The following is a 14,706-nucleotide window of genomic DNA, read 5'->3' on the forward strand; positions in this document are numbered from 1 at the left end:
ATAATAATAAACCCTCCAATAGTTGGAGGGTCAAGGTTATTTATATGGAATTTGGATCTCGGTGATGAATTTCGAGGGATCGTTGGTAAGTCCGTAATCAATCAAAGCAAACTCAAAGGAATCTCCTGCCAGCACATACCCTTTTTCTTTCATATATTGAAGCATTTTGATATAGGAAGCCTCCGCTTCTTTATGTGTACCTTTTAAGCGCAAAGTCAGATAATTGCCCCCCGGCAAGCACGATAAGTTCTCATGGCAGTTATCCTCCGGTTCAATGACGACAAAAACGGCAGAAAATTTATCAAAGTTACCTCTTTGAAGATTGGCGCTTAAAATGGAAACACCTACTTTTCCAAGAAACATCACGGCGTGGAGTGAATTGCGTTTTGCCAATTCACGGATCGGTTGTTCCAGATCGTCCGAAATGGAAAGCTCTTTTTTTAGTACAGCTATTTCTCTGTCCTTTAGGGTACGCTCTTCTATTTTATCGAATTCGGTTTGAAAGGCATCTTCAATTTGCAGTAACCTGTTTTCAATTTTCCTTTCGATTCGATCCAGTTGTTTGCGTTCTTCTTCAACTTGCCGTTTTTGCTCCCTGAGAATTTCAAGCATCTTCTTATCATCACGATTTTCAAAAAACTCACGGATTTTGGGCAGAGGCATATTTAAAGATCGAAGATAATGAATTGTATTCAGACATTCAAATTGACGTGTGGAATAATAACGGTATCCGTTTTCTTCATTGACGAATTCGGGCTTTAGTAAAGATATCTTATCGTAATGACGAAGGAGACGAACATCTATATTAAAAAGTTTAGAAATTTCTCCTATTGAAAACAATTCATTCATAATATCCTCCGTTTTTAGACTTATCTGCACGTTATATAAATCTTCACATTAAATTCCTATTTGACATGCTTATAAAAAACTAATTCTTCTTCATTCTCACATTCTATTTCAAAAAAATCAAGAATAGATCCCCAGATGCTCAATGTCAATAACGCATTTTTTCAGCCCATTTTTTACTCCAAAAACATTACATATAGTGATTGACCCGCCTCATTTTCCCTTTAAACCGTATTCGTCTGAATATTCTTGCGCCATTCGTCGAGCAATCCTGTGACATCCGGCCAAAGTTCTTGTCACATGCGGCCACTTCTCTCGCAATATCCGGCCAATAAAATTGGCACCTGAGAAAAATGAACTTCTGTACAATAAAGTCACTATGTGTACGGGAGGAAGAAGATGAGGTGCGAAGAACCAGTGAAAATCATAGAAATCTTGAGACTCACAGAGCAGGGTTATTCTCAATGAGATATTGTTAAAAGTGTAAAATGCGGCAAATCCACAGTCGGAGAAATTCAGAAACGCTGCCGGAATTGTAAACTTCAATACGATGTCGCAGCAAAAATGACCAATGAGGAAATTAAGAGGTTGCTCTATCCAAACAGTTTTAGGATAAAATTTCGCGTCCATAGTTTGGAAAGTGGCTTGGTTACTGATACAGCAATCAACTTTTGCACTACTTCCACTATCTCTTCGCTGGTTATGCCAATACCCGGTCGATACATAGGCTCAATCGGCACAGTTTGTCCATAGATTGAATCCTTAACCAAACGGGCCAGCTGACCTTGGTCCAACTCAACGACTAAAAGTTTCTTAGCGCTTTGGGCCAGCAACCCTGCCATGCCAGTGCCTTGGTTGCCACTGCCGCAAATACATACTTTCATTATATGTTCCTCCTACGGTGCGTTGGCGATTGACATTGACGCGTGTACCTTAGCCTTTGTGAAAAAGCCTCGGTACATGCGTCCGTCTCAGATGCTATAAACTAATCATGCGAGGTTACCTACCGGGTCAGGTACATGCGACTCTACCAGTATCGTACCGGCTCAGACGTGTTTCCTGTAATCGTCCATAATGATGTTACATGCTGGAATGGACAAGGTGTTAACGTAACCCGCTGGCATATTGATAATCCTTGGAATCCCGTTGACGAGGGGGGCTATCGTGGAGACGAAACCGCGATCGGGGGTATAGTGGATGGTGCAGTCGACCATCGGAGTGCCTTTGATATAGATATGGTCAAAGTACTCGTGTTTGGGATCATCCATCATCTCGTCGGTCATGGCGATTTTGCATACACCATTTTCATAGCCTCTCACCGTGCCGTTGAAGCCATAGATAATGCCCTCGTCGTTGATTAAGACATTCTTGTCCAGAGTGACGTTGTCAATCTTCCAGCCCAGATAGCCGCAAATATAAGGGATGGTGTCCTTAAGCTCTTCCTTATCCTTTACCGTGCCGTTGGCGCAGCCCTGTTCATACTGCTCCTTGGTAAGGGTGATGCCGTACTCCGCAGCTTTGGACTCCGCGCTGAATGCAGTGGTATCTGCATGGTGGGTGGTCTCAATGCGCTCTATGTCGGTGCTTCCCTCTGTCAGAGTGATTATGAGGCGCTCCAAGACCTGAAGAGCACCGATACCGAAATAGGTCACGTTGTATTCTTTGCACATCTCGTCGATTTCCTTGGCCGTCTCGGGATCCGTATACCACATATTGGAGGTCTCCGCACAGGCAACCAAAACGTTCATGTGGTTCTCGATGGCCCACTGCATGCGCTCAAAAGTAGCCTTGGCGTTTACGGGGCTACCGACATCGATCGCAACATCCGCCTTCACGTTGTTGTTGATGAGTTCCATGGGATCGTTGACAATTTTGATGCCGATAGGATTTATTCCCGCGACAGTACCGGCATCTTTGCCTACTTTGAAGGGATCGACGGCGCCGACGATCTTGACACCTGTTTTATTGTTTAAGGCTTTGACGATGCTGCTTCCAATGCCGCCAACACCATAAATAATGACTCTAATTTCTTCCATTTTTAAACCCCTTTATTTTTTTTTATAATTTTTTTGGCAGTGTTCAATTTATTGTAAGGTCCACCTTCATATGTGCAATTCCACATCATTATAAACTGAAATTCGCGAAAATTATGCTTCGATTTCTTTAGCCATCACCGTCAGGTCACGTAAAACGACCGTTAAATTGTAGGGCTCAAGCACTACATCTTCGGTGAGCTAGCTCCGCATTTGGAGATTCTACCTTTTGTCAGAATCATCGGCTGATAGCCAAGTTTCTTAACCTTCAGCGCGGCAATTGCTCCGGCGCCTTCGCTGCCGATGATGACGACATCTGCTTTAATCATGCTTTTCCTCCTCTGGTTAAATTTGCCACTGGAATTTGCTTTCAATGAATGACTTCGGGAAACGTCTCATAAGGCTTTTGGGCGTCACCGTTCTTCCCAGCCATCAATCAGCATTAATGCGGTATATTAGTGCATCACCTCCCAGTTAATTTTTTAACAGCAAATGAGTCCAGCGGTCTTTCGCATTCTTAAATTGCAATAATTATGCCAAATCATCGCAATTGAGTTAAGAATCGAGATGACCTAATTCTTGCCTTATGAAATGAGCATTTCACAAACTTTTTAGAATGTTGCCACAAAGATATTCATTTAAAATTAATCAATTAGCCGTGTTAATTTTGGTAGTTGCTGCCCATTATTAGGCACTTTCTTTAACTAACGTTGTACTTGGAATGGGATCCTTAGAATGCCTTCGTCCCTATATTTATGCGCCATTCTTCCTGCGACTCTACTATCAAAAGCACCAGAAATTTAGAGGATCCGATGCCTTTTTGCTCTCATCTAAGGAAATTTGTTCATCATCCGTAAGCTACTCATCCTAATTCGGCGGTCATAGTATAAACCTTAGACCCGTAGCTTTGCGTCACCATCTTTTGACGGGTTTGTTAATGTTATTTAAAAGAAATATAAGTGCTTACTATTTTTTCTTTTTTATTGAAAAAATAATTCTCCAATAAATAAAGGCTGGAATTAGCCTTAGGAAAAATATTCAATTTTTACTTAAACTCCGATGACCCCTTGAAAACACATCCTGCATTCTAATTTTATACGTTTCTGTAAAATGATAGTTACTATCTCCGATGTCATCTATAAAACGGGTAAAAAAATCGGACTGAAAAACGCACTTTTTCAGCCCGATTCTTATTCATTTTTTGCTCCAAAGCCACTATATATAGTGGTCAACTCGTCCTATTTGCCCTTCAAACCACTATTCGTCATCAGAATTATACACTCAACATGCCTTGAGAATACAAAAAAGATGCCGCTTGAACCTGTTGGGTCCTTGACGGCAGGGTATATTTCTGAAACAGTAGCCTGTGGAGGCAATTTTTTAGCGATTCAACGCCTGCTTTCTGCTTACAATCCGAGTAGTAAATTGTAAACGAGATGAGCAGCTGGTCAGGCGGTGATTGAAAAGGTCACCGTCTACGATAATAAACTTACCGTGGAATTCAAGTCCGGCGTGACGGTGGATGTGGAAGCATAACGATAAAACAAGCAATGCACTCTGCAGAATTGGAGCGTAGAGTGCCTTGTTTTGTTGTGTTCAATTTTAAAATAAACTGAAATTTGATGAACTACGGATTATGCTCTTTTGCGTAGTTATTTTTTCTTAACGGGAATCCAAATTTCGCTGTAGTAGTTTTCATCTTGATTCCCTTTCGGATAATCCGCAATATTGGTGTACATTTCAATGTTGTAACCTGCTGCAATTTCATAATCCTTGCAATTAGGCAGCCATTCTGAGAAGATTTTTTGGTTCACATCTTGTAGCGATTTCGGCATTGCGCCTTTGCATGCAAAAATAGCCCAAGCGTGTTTAGGAATAATCTTTGTAACAAAACCATCAGGTATTTCTATTGACGGATTGTAATTGTCTGCAATCAAATATTCGAACTCGTCTGAACCCATGCTCTCATCTATGCATACTCCGTACATTCCGCATACCAATTTCCCCTTTCCTGTTTGATAATGATCTGTCCAAAATTGTGGAATTTCTGTAGTTGCACTATCATATTTGAACACCTTTGATACGCCCATGACAGTAAACGAATCTTTTTCAACAATTTTGTAATCCATAATATAACCGCCTTCCAATGAAAATTTGATTTTTAGCGGAGCAAACGATTTAATCATTGCTCCATCTTTTCGAACAGCAGTAGGTGTGACACCATGAAATCGAATAAAAGCTTTTGTGAAACTATCCGGTGAGTCGTAACCATATTTCAGTGCAATATCAATAATTTTTTCATCAGTGGAAACAAGCTCACTGCCGGCAAGGGTAAGCCTGCGTTGTCTGATATACTCTCCAACCGTAAAACCACAGAGCATTGCAAATCCCTTTTGGAAATAAAACGGGGACACAAATGCTCGCTTTGCAATATTATCAATAGTTAGTTCTTCGGTTATATTATCTTCAATATAGCTGATAGCCTCACTAATACCTTCAACCCATCCCACAATCACCACCCCTTTCTGTGTTTATATCTTATCAATTTTCATATGGTCGAGTCCGATTTTTTATGTTATGTTTTGTCTAATTCGGAAAGAAAATATAAATAATCTAACCTCATAATTTTGTATTATCCCGAACATCCAACCTGCTCTGTCGCCGGACTATGACATCCAATCTGCTCTGTACGCTTCAAAATCCGCCCCTATGGACTTATTCCCACGGGTCAATAAAATAATCACTCCATTATAATTTTACTAACTCTCTTTGCCATAGCCATTATAGTAAGTATGGGCGGATTTCCCAAAGACTCGGGAAACAGCGTTGCATCGGCAACGTACAGGTTTTCAGGTAGCTTAGGATTGTGAAAGGTTTCCGCTTCCTGTCTTGTGAGCGGCAGCATGCCGCCGGGATGTCCGGCATTTATCGTTCCAAGGAAAATATTATCCTTTTTTATACCATACCTGCTAAGTATCTCCTTACAGATCTCGACTCCCTCCTGCAGTCTTTCTTTATCAATACCTGTAAGTGTTTTTTTGATATTTTTGTTATCAATACTTCCGGCACTTGAATCCGCCAGCTTTATCATCAGGGCCAGAGTATCTGAGGCAGGATACCGCCAGCTTTTATTAAAGAAAAAGCTTAGATAATCAAAATATGGGGATAAGATATAATGCTCCCTCTGTACGGCAAAGGGCATGGAAAGCTCTTTGTTCTGAAGGTTTCCCTTCTGCTCGGCAGCTACGCAGAGGACCGGATCAACAAACAGCCTGCTTTCACATTCAATACCCGAATTCTGAAGGATTACAGGGGTTGAAAAGCCGCCTGCCGCCAGTACGACGATATCAGCCGGATAGAAGCCTTTCTGCGCCTGTACTCCCTTGACGGAACCCTTTTCTACAACAACCTTTGAAACCTTACAGCCTGTTACAAGCTTCGCTCCTAAATCCTGTGCAGCCTTCAGAAATTGACGGCTGTCCCATTTCACATCGTACTGACAGCCCAGGACGCATCTTCCGCAGTTGGTGCAGCCCCTGTAATCTCCAAGCTTCGGTATAGGTTGGGGGTTTAGGTCCATTTCCCTGCATATTTCAAACAATTTCTTTGTGGTATCCCGCCATTTATTTTGATGATCATTTGTAACAGGAATTTCCCTATAAAGCTCCTCGAATTCATCATCCAAATCAATTCCAAGCTCCTTAAGCCCTCTGTCCATACGAAGTGCATTTCCTGCAGAAAGCGTGGTAGTCCCGCCCAAGCCGATCCCTCTGACCATAATCATCCTATCTTCGGTTTTACGAACTCTCATTGACGGAAACAGCAGCTGAATTTCCCTTTCATCAAAGAAAAGTCCGGTTTTTTTTAGCTTTTCCAAGGCAGACAAACTAAAGAAAAAAGGATTGAACTCTCTGCCTGCCTCTAGGACGGTCACCTGAAATTTCCCCTGCAGCTTCTTGGCAGCGGCTGCTCCGCCCGCACCGCTACCAACCACTATGACTCTTTTCATTTCACAGCTCCCCGCTAAAATATCCTTTACAGCAGCTGCCGCCTTCAGTGATCCTTTGATTTAAGCACAGCCTGCCACCGCCAGAAAGTCCTGCTGCCAGTCCTTCATCCAGTGAAGAAATAAGCTTGCAAACTTCTCCGGAATAATATTTGCTGAAAAAGCACTGTTTGATTATGATTTCACCCTGCCTGTCAGATTGAAAATCTATCCCAATAAGCTTTTTACCGAAGGCAGATGCGAATGAATGATCAACTGCCCGCCTACATTCAACAAATTGAACTTTCCCATATATTTAGTCAGAAACCAATTGATCGAAGGTTTTACCCTTATAATCTGCATGTTTGACAGTAGTGCTTTGACTAAGGCAATTTTATTCTTAAATTCAGCCATGTGTTAATACCTCATAATCTGAATTTTTAAACATTATAATTCAATTATAATATAAATTTTTCAATGTTCACTATTATTTTATTGTCACTTTATCTTTTTGGCACACTGATAAGCTGCATAAAGAGCACCGGGCACACCCCCGATCTGCACCGCCCAGCAGGAGCCGATATAAAGGTTTTTCACCGGTGTTTCTATATTCACACTCATGCCGCTTTTATAGAACTTTTTCTTAGGATTCCAGCTCCACGCGGAACTTGCTCCATCGGTATTATGGGTGAATCTTTCGTAGGTCAGCGGAGTTGCGGCATCCATATATTCGATAGTTTCCTTCAAGCCGGGAATCAGCCTGGATGCACTGTCTATCATTGCATCCATCGCTTTTTCCTTTAATTGTCTATATACCTTCTTATCTCCGCTGCCCCAGTTGTTCATCCAACGGTAAGGCACCTTGGTCTGAAGCATCAAGGAGGATTTCCCTTCAGGAGCAAGTTTGGGGTTTATCATTGATGGTGAATAAAGTTCAGCAGATGTCTTACTAAAAAACTCTTCATCTTCGGAATTGTAAATGTCGCAACCGGGTTTACTGTCATAAACAAATACATGAGGGACCTTCATATATTTACCAAGTTCTTCGTTGGACCTATTCAACCCCAGATATACCGTGAAGTAGCCCTCCGAAACGAAAGCCCTGTCGATACTATTCCGGAGCGTCTGCGGGATCAGGCTATTGTCGTCCAAAAGCTTCAGTAGGGTTTTCTTATAATCCCCGGCAGAAATAACATAATCTGCGTCATAAACGGTATTTTTACATGAGACTCCTACTGCGGCCCCGTTTTTTGTTATGATCTTGTCGACATAGGATTTCAGCTTCAAATCCCCGCCCAGTTTCTTGAAGTTTTCTGCGAGAATGTCGGCCCATGCTTGCATACCATCCTTCACAGTCCATAATTCTGCGAATATCCCCCATAAACTGCTCCCAACCATCATAGCCGGCATATCCGGATAGCCGATTCCGCTGAACAGCTTGAATAGTTTTGAGTCTTTTTCAAAATATCTTGCGGCAAACTCTGAGGACGTTATGTTGCCATACTGCTTTGACAGTTTCATAAATTTTGGGCCGCTAGCGATGTAGGGGAGCATTGAAGTTAACATTTCAAGCCCACTGTAAAGAAAGGGCATAGGTCTATTCATGCCTCCCATCAGGCTAACTATTTTGTCCAGATTCGAAAAAACCATATCCAGCTTTTCTTTATCGGATGGGAAACCCGAATAAACGATTTTTTTGTAATCGTTATAATTTTCCGGAGTTCCGTCGAAATTCTCAGAAACGACCCGTAGTCTCTGCCTTACAAAGTCTATCTTTTCAAACACCCCGATGTCCTTCATTGCCTTGAACACCGATGCTGAATCTTCAAAGGCTACAGTGCCGCTCTCAAAATAATAGCCTTTCCTGTAAAATCCGGCAGTATAGCCGCCGGGCATGCTGTGAGCTTCAAATAGGGTTACTTTATGTCCCTTCTTTGCCAGAAGGTTGCCGGCCATAAGGCCGCCGATTCCCGAACCGATTATTATTACTTGTTTCACTTGTCAATCCCCCCTTAATCTGAACGAGTTCACTTTATTTTTAGCAATCAGTCAAGCCTTTCATGACAAACTCAGCTAAGTAGTCTAAAACTTGTGGAAAATATTGAATCCCAACTTCTTCCTTATGGGTGTCGATATTTATTAGTGCCGTAAAAATAACCATTATAAGCTCACAATCGATATCGTCCCTCATTTTCCCTTCAGCCTGCCATTTTTTTACTAACTCCAAAAAACTGTTATACAAGAAATCAACATATTTAATTCCGTTTTCTTCGCGGTAATGTTGCTCCAGCTTGCTGAAGACATCCCTGTTATACCATTGCCTCAGTATCGGGTTTGAGTTCATGCCACTGACGTTCAGAAACATTAATTCTTTAATTATCTTTAATGGTTCACCATCCAGGTCGATGGATTCCATAATACTCTTTTTAAGTTTTACGTTTTCTTCTAAAAAAATATCCATGAAAAGCTTCTCTTTCGAGGAATAGTAGTTATAAAACGTGCCAACCGCTATCCCCGCCATTTTGGTAATGTCAGACACATTTGTGTCTTTGAAGCCTTTGGAACTGAATAACTTTTTTCCATAATTAAAGATGTCTGCTTTTTTATCGCTCAATTAACTTACCTCTCAATCTGAATGAATATTTTTTTATTCATTCAGATTGTATCATGACCATATTTGGTCCGTCAAGCTTAATGCCAAGTTTGAGATAAAAAAAGCCCTGCAAATCAGTGACTTGAGCGGTCAATAATGCCGGGTCCCATTTGTTTCAATAATCATTCCTTGAATACCAGATGACTTTTCTAGTTGTTTGAAGCCTTTTTCCGCCCCCATGACAATGATTGCTGTTGTCAAAGCATCCGCCAGTGATATCTGTAATTATTATGAATTAAAACGTGACATGTATCCAAGGCATACATTATAATGGCCATATAAATAATTTTAAACAGCAAAATATTAAAACAGGGGGTATAGGTATGCAGATAAAAGTACACAACAAGCTTATTTTGATATGTCTGCTCTTATGCTCCTTGTTTTTAACAAGTTATATCAGTATTTTAAATACGAATGGCATTATCTCTTCAGACGTGAATGGTTCTGGTATTTCCTTCGTCAGTGGAGGAAGCGAACATTCGTCAATGACCGGGGGAATAAATGCCGGGCATGATGATTTCATGGCCGCCCCTAATACTTCTACAGAATTCTCCATTTCCTCAATAGGGGGATCGCGATGGCTGGGTACTAAAACTAATTTTAATATTTTGCCTGCAATAGTCGCCGTTCAGATGGCTTTTTTGATATATTATTCAAGGGTCTCCGATCAAACCTATACACAGTTGATCTCCAGCATAATAACAGTCTTTCTCCATAAAAAAGACGGTAAGAAATGACATGATTAACTTCATGAAGGGACTTTTAATGTCCCGAAGCAGATAAGTATGCTTAAAATGCGCTTATCCGCAACATTTCATCCGTCTGACCGCGTCACCGTCAAAGGAATGAAGCGTACATGACGGGTTATTTTTGGAGGAATTATTAAATGAATTCTAAACGTATATTTTTTATAACCGTTTTCTTAACGGTTACTTTGTTTTGCATTTCCATGTTGGGTATAAAAATTAGAAACTTTGAAATTAAAGGCGCAGACCAAATGCGTTACGGAATAGATATACGCGGTGGCGTGGAAGCCACCTATGAACCAAAGGATCTGGGACGGGCACCAACAGAAAATGAGCTGGAAGCTGCCAGGGCGATTATTGAAACGCGGATGGACGCCAAAAATATCACGGACCGGGATGTAACCATAGACAAGAATAATGGCAAAATTATTGTCCGCTTTCCCTGGAAATCCGATGAATCAGATTTCAACCCGCAAAAGGCAGTATCCGAGCTTGGGGAAACAGCCAAGTTAACCTTTAGGGATCCGGCCGGTAATATTGTCTTGGAAGGCACCGATGTAGCCAAGAGCTCAGCCCGATTAAGCCAAGAAAACAACAAGCCCGTTGTCGTGCTTGAGTTATCCTCAAAGGCCGCTGCAAAATTTTCAGAGGCGACCGGCAGGCTGATTGGCCAGGAGATCTCTATTTATATGGATGAAACTCCGATTTCCTCGGCCATCGTCAAAACACAGATTACAGGCGGCAATGCGGTGATCGAGAACATGGCAAGCTTAGAATCTGCCTCAGCCCTCTCGAAGAAAATTAATTCAGGCTCCCTGCCGTTCTCGCTGGTAGCAAAGAACTCCAACATTATAAGCCCGACGCTGGGCAGCAACGCCCTTGCCGTCATGGTTATGGCAGGCAAGGTTGCCTTTACACTGGTTTGTTTGTTTATGCTTCTCTATTACCGTATGCCTGGCCTGGTTGCCTGCATCGCTTTGGTTTTACAGGTAACCGGCCAACTATTGGCATTGTCCGTACCGCAGTTTACACTGACTCTGCCTGGCATTGCCGGCGTGATTTTGTCCATCGGTATGGGCGTAGATGCCAATATTATTGTATCTGAGCGGATCAAAGAAGAGATTAATACGGGCAAAACCTTGCGGAGGGCTATAGAAGCAGGCTTTGAAAGAGCCTTTTCCTCCGTTTTTGATGGCAATATTACGGTCATCATCGTAGCCGTCATCCTGATTATTTTCGGTTCCGGCTCCATGCTGTCTTTCGGTTATACGCTTTTATGCGGCGTTATCATGAACTTTATTGCCGGTGTTTCGGCATCACGCCTCATGATACGCTCCCTCAGCAATTTTGGGGTCTTGCGTAGGCCTGAGTATTTTGGTGCAAGGAGGACAGTAAAATGATCAGATTTTATAAACACCGGTATATATTTTTTGCGATTTCGATTTGTCTCATTTTATTCGGGATCATTGCGGCTTTGATCAATGGCATTCAGCTTGATATCCAGTTTAAGGGAGGCACCATTCTCAAATATACCTATACAACCACAATTGACGCCGAGCAGGCGGAGAAAATTGTTGAACAGGCCGTCGGAAGAACGACCAATTGCCAGCTGCAGTCCAATATGGCTAACAACGAGCAAAAACTTATTGTCAGCCTGGCAAGCAATGAAGCACTTTCCTCCCAGGAACAAGAATCCGTCACTTCCACGCTTACCACCGCCTATCCGGATGCCAAGCTGACCTTATCCGAGGCGCTAACCGTTGAACCATTTATCGGCAAACATTTTTTTACCAACGGCATGATTGCCATCGGGCTTTCATTCCTACTCATTCTAGTCTATGTGGGACTCAGGTTTAGGAATATCGGAGGACTTTCTGCCGGCACCATGGCGATTATTGCCTTGTTTCATGACGTACTAATCGTCACCGCGGCTTTTATTATCTTCAAAATTCCCTTAAACGACTCGTTTATTGCAGCCATACTGACTATCATCGGGTTCTCCATCAATGATACGATTGTGATTTACGATCGCATCAGGGAAAATGAACGCCTTTTGGTCAAAAAGATTTCTGCGGAGGAATTGGTTGACACTAGCATCAATCAGTCCATGATGCGCTCCATCAATACAAATATTGCCGTCTTTGCCAGTATTACCGTTGTCTATATCTTTGCCCAGATCTATGATATTGGATCGATCAGGGCATTTGTACTGCCTATGATGTTTGGTACGATTTCCGGTTGCTACTCTACAATCTGCATTGCAGGACCACTGTGGACGATGTGGCAAAATCATAAGAAGAAAGCCAAAAGTGCTGTCAAATCCGCGAATGTATAAAAATAGCCATCCCGTCCGCTAATGCGGACGGGATGGCTATTTTATAATTTCCGATTTGTATCAGAAGTATCTATGTCTATGTTTTTGAAATTGACCTCAACCCCCTTTTCCTTCAGTTGCCGGACGATAGTCAAGGTATCTACGGTATTACAGGCGAAGCACACTCTTCTTGACAGCCGCCTTATCCCCACATTATAATTATTTTATAAAATTTTCCTGATCACTTTTATAATATAACTCCTTGACGCTTTCTTTGTGACGGGGTTTCCTCTTGACTTACAGCAGAAACCGGATTAGATATGATTGCCATCGCTCAAAACGCAGAGCATCCTCATTAATAATTAAAAACTGAATTCTACAAACTCCAACGGAGGTATGACAATGGCCAAGCTGACTAAAGAATTTTTCAGCGACAACGAGGTGTTAATTCTCGGTTATCCGCTCAAGGACGATTCTTCCATGAAAATGATCCTGTCAGCTTTTGTAAGTAACAATATCAAGGTCTACGCCGTGAACTCAAATGCGACTGGCGATCTGGACATCAAAATCTACAATAGCCTTGACGAGCTGCCCAAGGTGCCGAAATGCGCGTACATCTATCTCGAGAAAGACGAGATCACGCCCTGGATCTCCAGGATGAAGGAAAAAGGCGTTCAACGGGTCCTATTCCACAGCAAAAAGGATGTCGAACCGGCGGATGTCGAAGCGTGTAAAAAGGCCGGTCTCGAGACGGCCATTGCCTGCCCGATGATGCTGCTCGGCAAAGGCATTCACAAATTCCACAAATTCCTGGCCGGTGTATAGCCTTGGAGCAAGCTTGTTGTAATTTTTAGAACCTACTCCGTTATAACACGTTCTAAAATAAGACAAATAAATATGTCAACCTCCTAAACGAAAAGGATGCGAAAACAAGAAAACACCGCCTTAAGCGATGCTAATTTTACTCAAATATTCCGAAAAGCCCGATTTTAGCGGGCTTTTATTGTATCAAAATATGAGTACTTATTTGGCGGGACTAATCCTTAATTAATATACAATTTAGCAAAATGCCCTTATATTATTTTTTGCAATTCCTATTTTTATTTTTACTATATTTTTTCGATGCCGACTTACCGACTTTAACCAGCCTATCAAGGCCGCTACTGCCAGGACCGGGACCATATAATACGCAGCTAAGGCCCAGCCGAAGCGGTCCACCAAATTGCCGAACAGCATCGAACCGATGAACTGTCCCAGGTTCATCAACATCCTAACCATGCCAATGCCGGCCAATGCGGGATTGTCTAGCAAAATGTTACAAACTATTGAAATTATTCTTTGATGGTGGTGTTTTGCATTTTTGCAAAGATACTCATCTCTCTTAAGGATCCGTTCTCGCTTATGTTTCCACTTTTGCGTTTTGTAAAAACTACTCATTTAATCCACACTCCCCGATTCCTCCGCATCATCCTATCATCCGGACCATACCTCTTCTGTTCCTCGGCCAGCAACTTTGCCTCATCCTTACACTTCTTCCCGTCCCATCGGCGGCAGTTGGCACAGTTCTCCTTTGCCCCTGCCTCGACAGGCTCATATAATTTACATCCGGCCAAACTGCATCACCGCCTTTATTTCACTTTCCATATTGTGGCATTAGTGTAGGACATGACATAGTATGTACTATCAAAGATAAAGGAGGGGATTCAGATGACACTTGGTGGTGTTGACGGAGTTTTTCACCCTCGACTTCTCACAGGTATTGCGATTGTAGTTGTTATCATTCTTTTGCTTATCGCATTGGGAATCGTATTCTAAATCAGCTCAAAATAAATGATTCCGGGAGGAGGTAAGGGCATGTTCGGAATGGGTACTCTTTTTCCCCCAGTTGGTAGTTGCACAGGAGCTGCGATTATAGCTATTGCTATTTTGATCCTCATTGCTTTAGGAGTAATCTTCTAAAATCAAAGAAGGAAAATGCTTATGATTTGGCGTTTTAGGAGGTTTGGATTCTTTCCTTTTTTCCCATTCTTTTTTCCGTTTTTCTTTCCTTTTTTCTGGTGGTGAACAATACAGGTCAGGCAATATGCCTGGCCTTTCTATGATTATTAAAATAAGGCGCCCCGCTTTGG

15 protein-coding genes and 1 riboswitch are annotated in these 14,706 nt (G+C 42.1%); of the genes, 4 read left to right on the forward strand and 11 right to left on the reverse strand.

The annotated features are described in order from the left end of the window. Window positions 1–36: 36 nt before the first annotated feature. The 9 genes from ACZ42W_RS16110 to ACZ42W_RS16150 all read right to left on the reverse strand — a co-directional run bounded on the left by ACZ42W_RS16110 (window position 37) and on the right by ACZ42W_RS16150 (window position 9,478). Window positions 37–849, reverse strand: a complete 813-nt coding sequence (locus tag ACZ42W_RS16110; protein ID WP_464166295.1) for a MerR family transcriptional regulator — start codon at window positions 847–849, stop codon at window positions 37–39. 590 nt (window positions 850–1,439) lie between these two features. Continuing rightward, window positions 1,440–1,730 (reverse strand): hypothetical protein, encoded by a 291-nt coding sequence (locus tag ACZ42W_RS16115; protein ID WP_464166296.1) that lies wholly within the window; start codon window positions 1,728–1,730, stop codon window positions 1,440–1,442. A gap of 162 nt (window positions 1,731–1,892) precedes the next feature. Further along, entirely contained in the window at window positions 1,893–2,882 is a 990-nt protein-coding gene (locus ACZ42W_RS16120; protein ID WP_464166297.1) for a hypothetical protein, read from the reverse strand. A gap of 182 nt (window positions 2,883–3,064) precedes the next feature. Next, a complete protein-coding gene (locus ACZ42W_RS16125; protein ID WP_464166298.1) occupies window positions 3,065–3,208 on the reverse strand; it encodes a hypothetical protein in 144 nt (47 codons plus the stop codon). 534 nt (window positions 3,209–3,742) lie between these two features. After that, window positions 3,743–3,825: riboswitch (cyclic di-GMP riboswitch) on the reverse strand. A 706-nt stretch (window positions 3,826–4,531) separates the two neighbouring features. Continuing rightward, the gene (locus ACZ42W_RS16130) at window positions 4,532–5,389 is read right to left on the reverse strand and encodes an AraC family transcriptional regulator (protein ID WP_464166299.1); all 858 of its coding nucleotides are present in this window, start codon (window positions 5,387–5,389) and stop codon (window positions 4,532–4,534) included. Window positions 5,390–5,619: 230 nt separating this feature from the next. Further along, window positions 5,620–6,888 carry an FAD-dependent oxidoreductase gene (locus tag ACZ42W_RS16135; RefSeq protein ID WP_464166300.1) on the reverse strand — a complete coding sequence of 423 codons (1,269 nt, stop codon included), beginning with the start codon at window positions 6,886–6,888 and terminating at the stop codon, window positions 5,620–5,622. 204 nt (window positions 6,889–7,092) lie between these two features. After that, window positions 7,093–7,278 carry a hypothetical protein gene (locus tag ACZ42W_RS16140; RefSeq protein ID WP_464166301.1) on the reverse strand — a complete coding sequence of 62 codons (186 nt, stop codon included), beginning with the start codon at window positions 7,276–7,278 and terminating at the stop codon, window positions 7,093–7,095. Window positions 7,279–7,362: 84 nt separating this feature from the next. Next, entirely contained in the window at window positions 7,363–8,862 is a 1,500-nt protein-coding gene (locus tag ACZ42W_RS16145; RefSeq protein WP_464166302.1) for a phytoene desaturase family protein, read from the reverse strand. Between the two features lie 40 nt (window positions 8,863–8,902). Then, a complete protein-coding gene (locus tag ACZ42W_RS16150; protein WP_464166303.1) occupies window positions 8,903–9,478 on the reverse strand; it encodes a TetR/AcrR family transcriptional regulator in 576 nt (191 codons plus the stop codon). A gap of 362 nt (window positions 9,479–9,840) precedes the next feature. On the opposite strand from ACZ42W_RS16150, the gene ACZ42W_RS16155 reads away from it, so the two are divergent. From ACZ42W_RS16155 to ACZ42W_RS16170, 4 genes are all read left to right on the forward strand, one after another. Beyond that, a complete protein-coding gene (locus ACZ42W_RS16155) occupies window positions 9,841–10,254 on the forward strand; it encodes a hypothetical protein (protein WP_464166304.1) in 414 nt (137 codons plus the stop codon). A gap of 149 nt (window positions 10,255–10,403) precedes the next feature. After that, complete coding sequence (secD, locus tag ACZ42W_RS16160) at window positions 10,404–11,663, forward strand: protein translocase subunit SecD (RefSeq protein WP_464166305.1); 1,260 nt, start codon at window positions 10,404–10,406, stop codon at window positions 11,661–11,663. Beyond that, window positions 11,660–12,598: a protein translocase subunit SecF gene (gene secF / locus ACZ42W_RS16165; protein WP_464166306.1), complete on the forward strand. Its 939-nt coding sequence runs from the start codon at window positions 11,660–11,662 to the stop codon at window positions 12,596–12,598. Before secD ends, secF begins: the two co-directional genes overlap by 4 nt. Before the next feature lie 381 nt (window positions 12,599–12,979). Next, window positions 12,980–13,402 carry a CoA-binding protein gene (locus ACZ42W_RS16170; RefSeq protein ID WP_464166307.1) on the forward strand — a complete coding sequence of 141 codons (423 nt, stop codon included), beginning with the start codon at window positions 12,980–12,982 and terminating at the stop codon, window positions 13,400–13,402. Window positions 13,403–13,636: 234 nt separating this feature from the next. On the opposite strand, the gene ACZ42W_RS16175 is transcribed toward ACZ42W_RS16170, so the two are convergent. Together ACZ42W_RS16175 and ACZ42W_RS16180 are read right to left on the reverse strand one after the other, a co-directional pair. Next, a complete protein-coding gene (locus ACZ42W_RS16175; protein ID WP_464166308.1) occupies window positions 13,637–14,014 on the reverse strand; it encodes a hypothetical protein in 378 nt (125 codons plus the stop codon). Beyond that, on the reverse strand, window positions 14,011–14,190 hold the full coding sequence (locus tag ACZ42W_RS16180; protein WP_464166309.1) for a hypothetical protein: 180 nt from the start codon (window positions 14,188–14,190) through the stop codon (window positions 14,011–14,013). The genes ACZ42W_RS16175 and ACZ42W_RS16180 overlap by 4 nt, the downstream gene beginning before the upstream one ends. Window positions 14,191–14,706: the final 516 nt, after the last annotated feature.

It is taken from the genome of Desulfitobacterium elongatum (assembly GCF_055378975.1).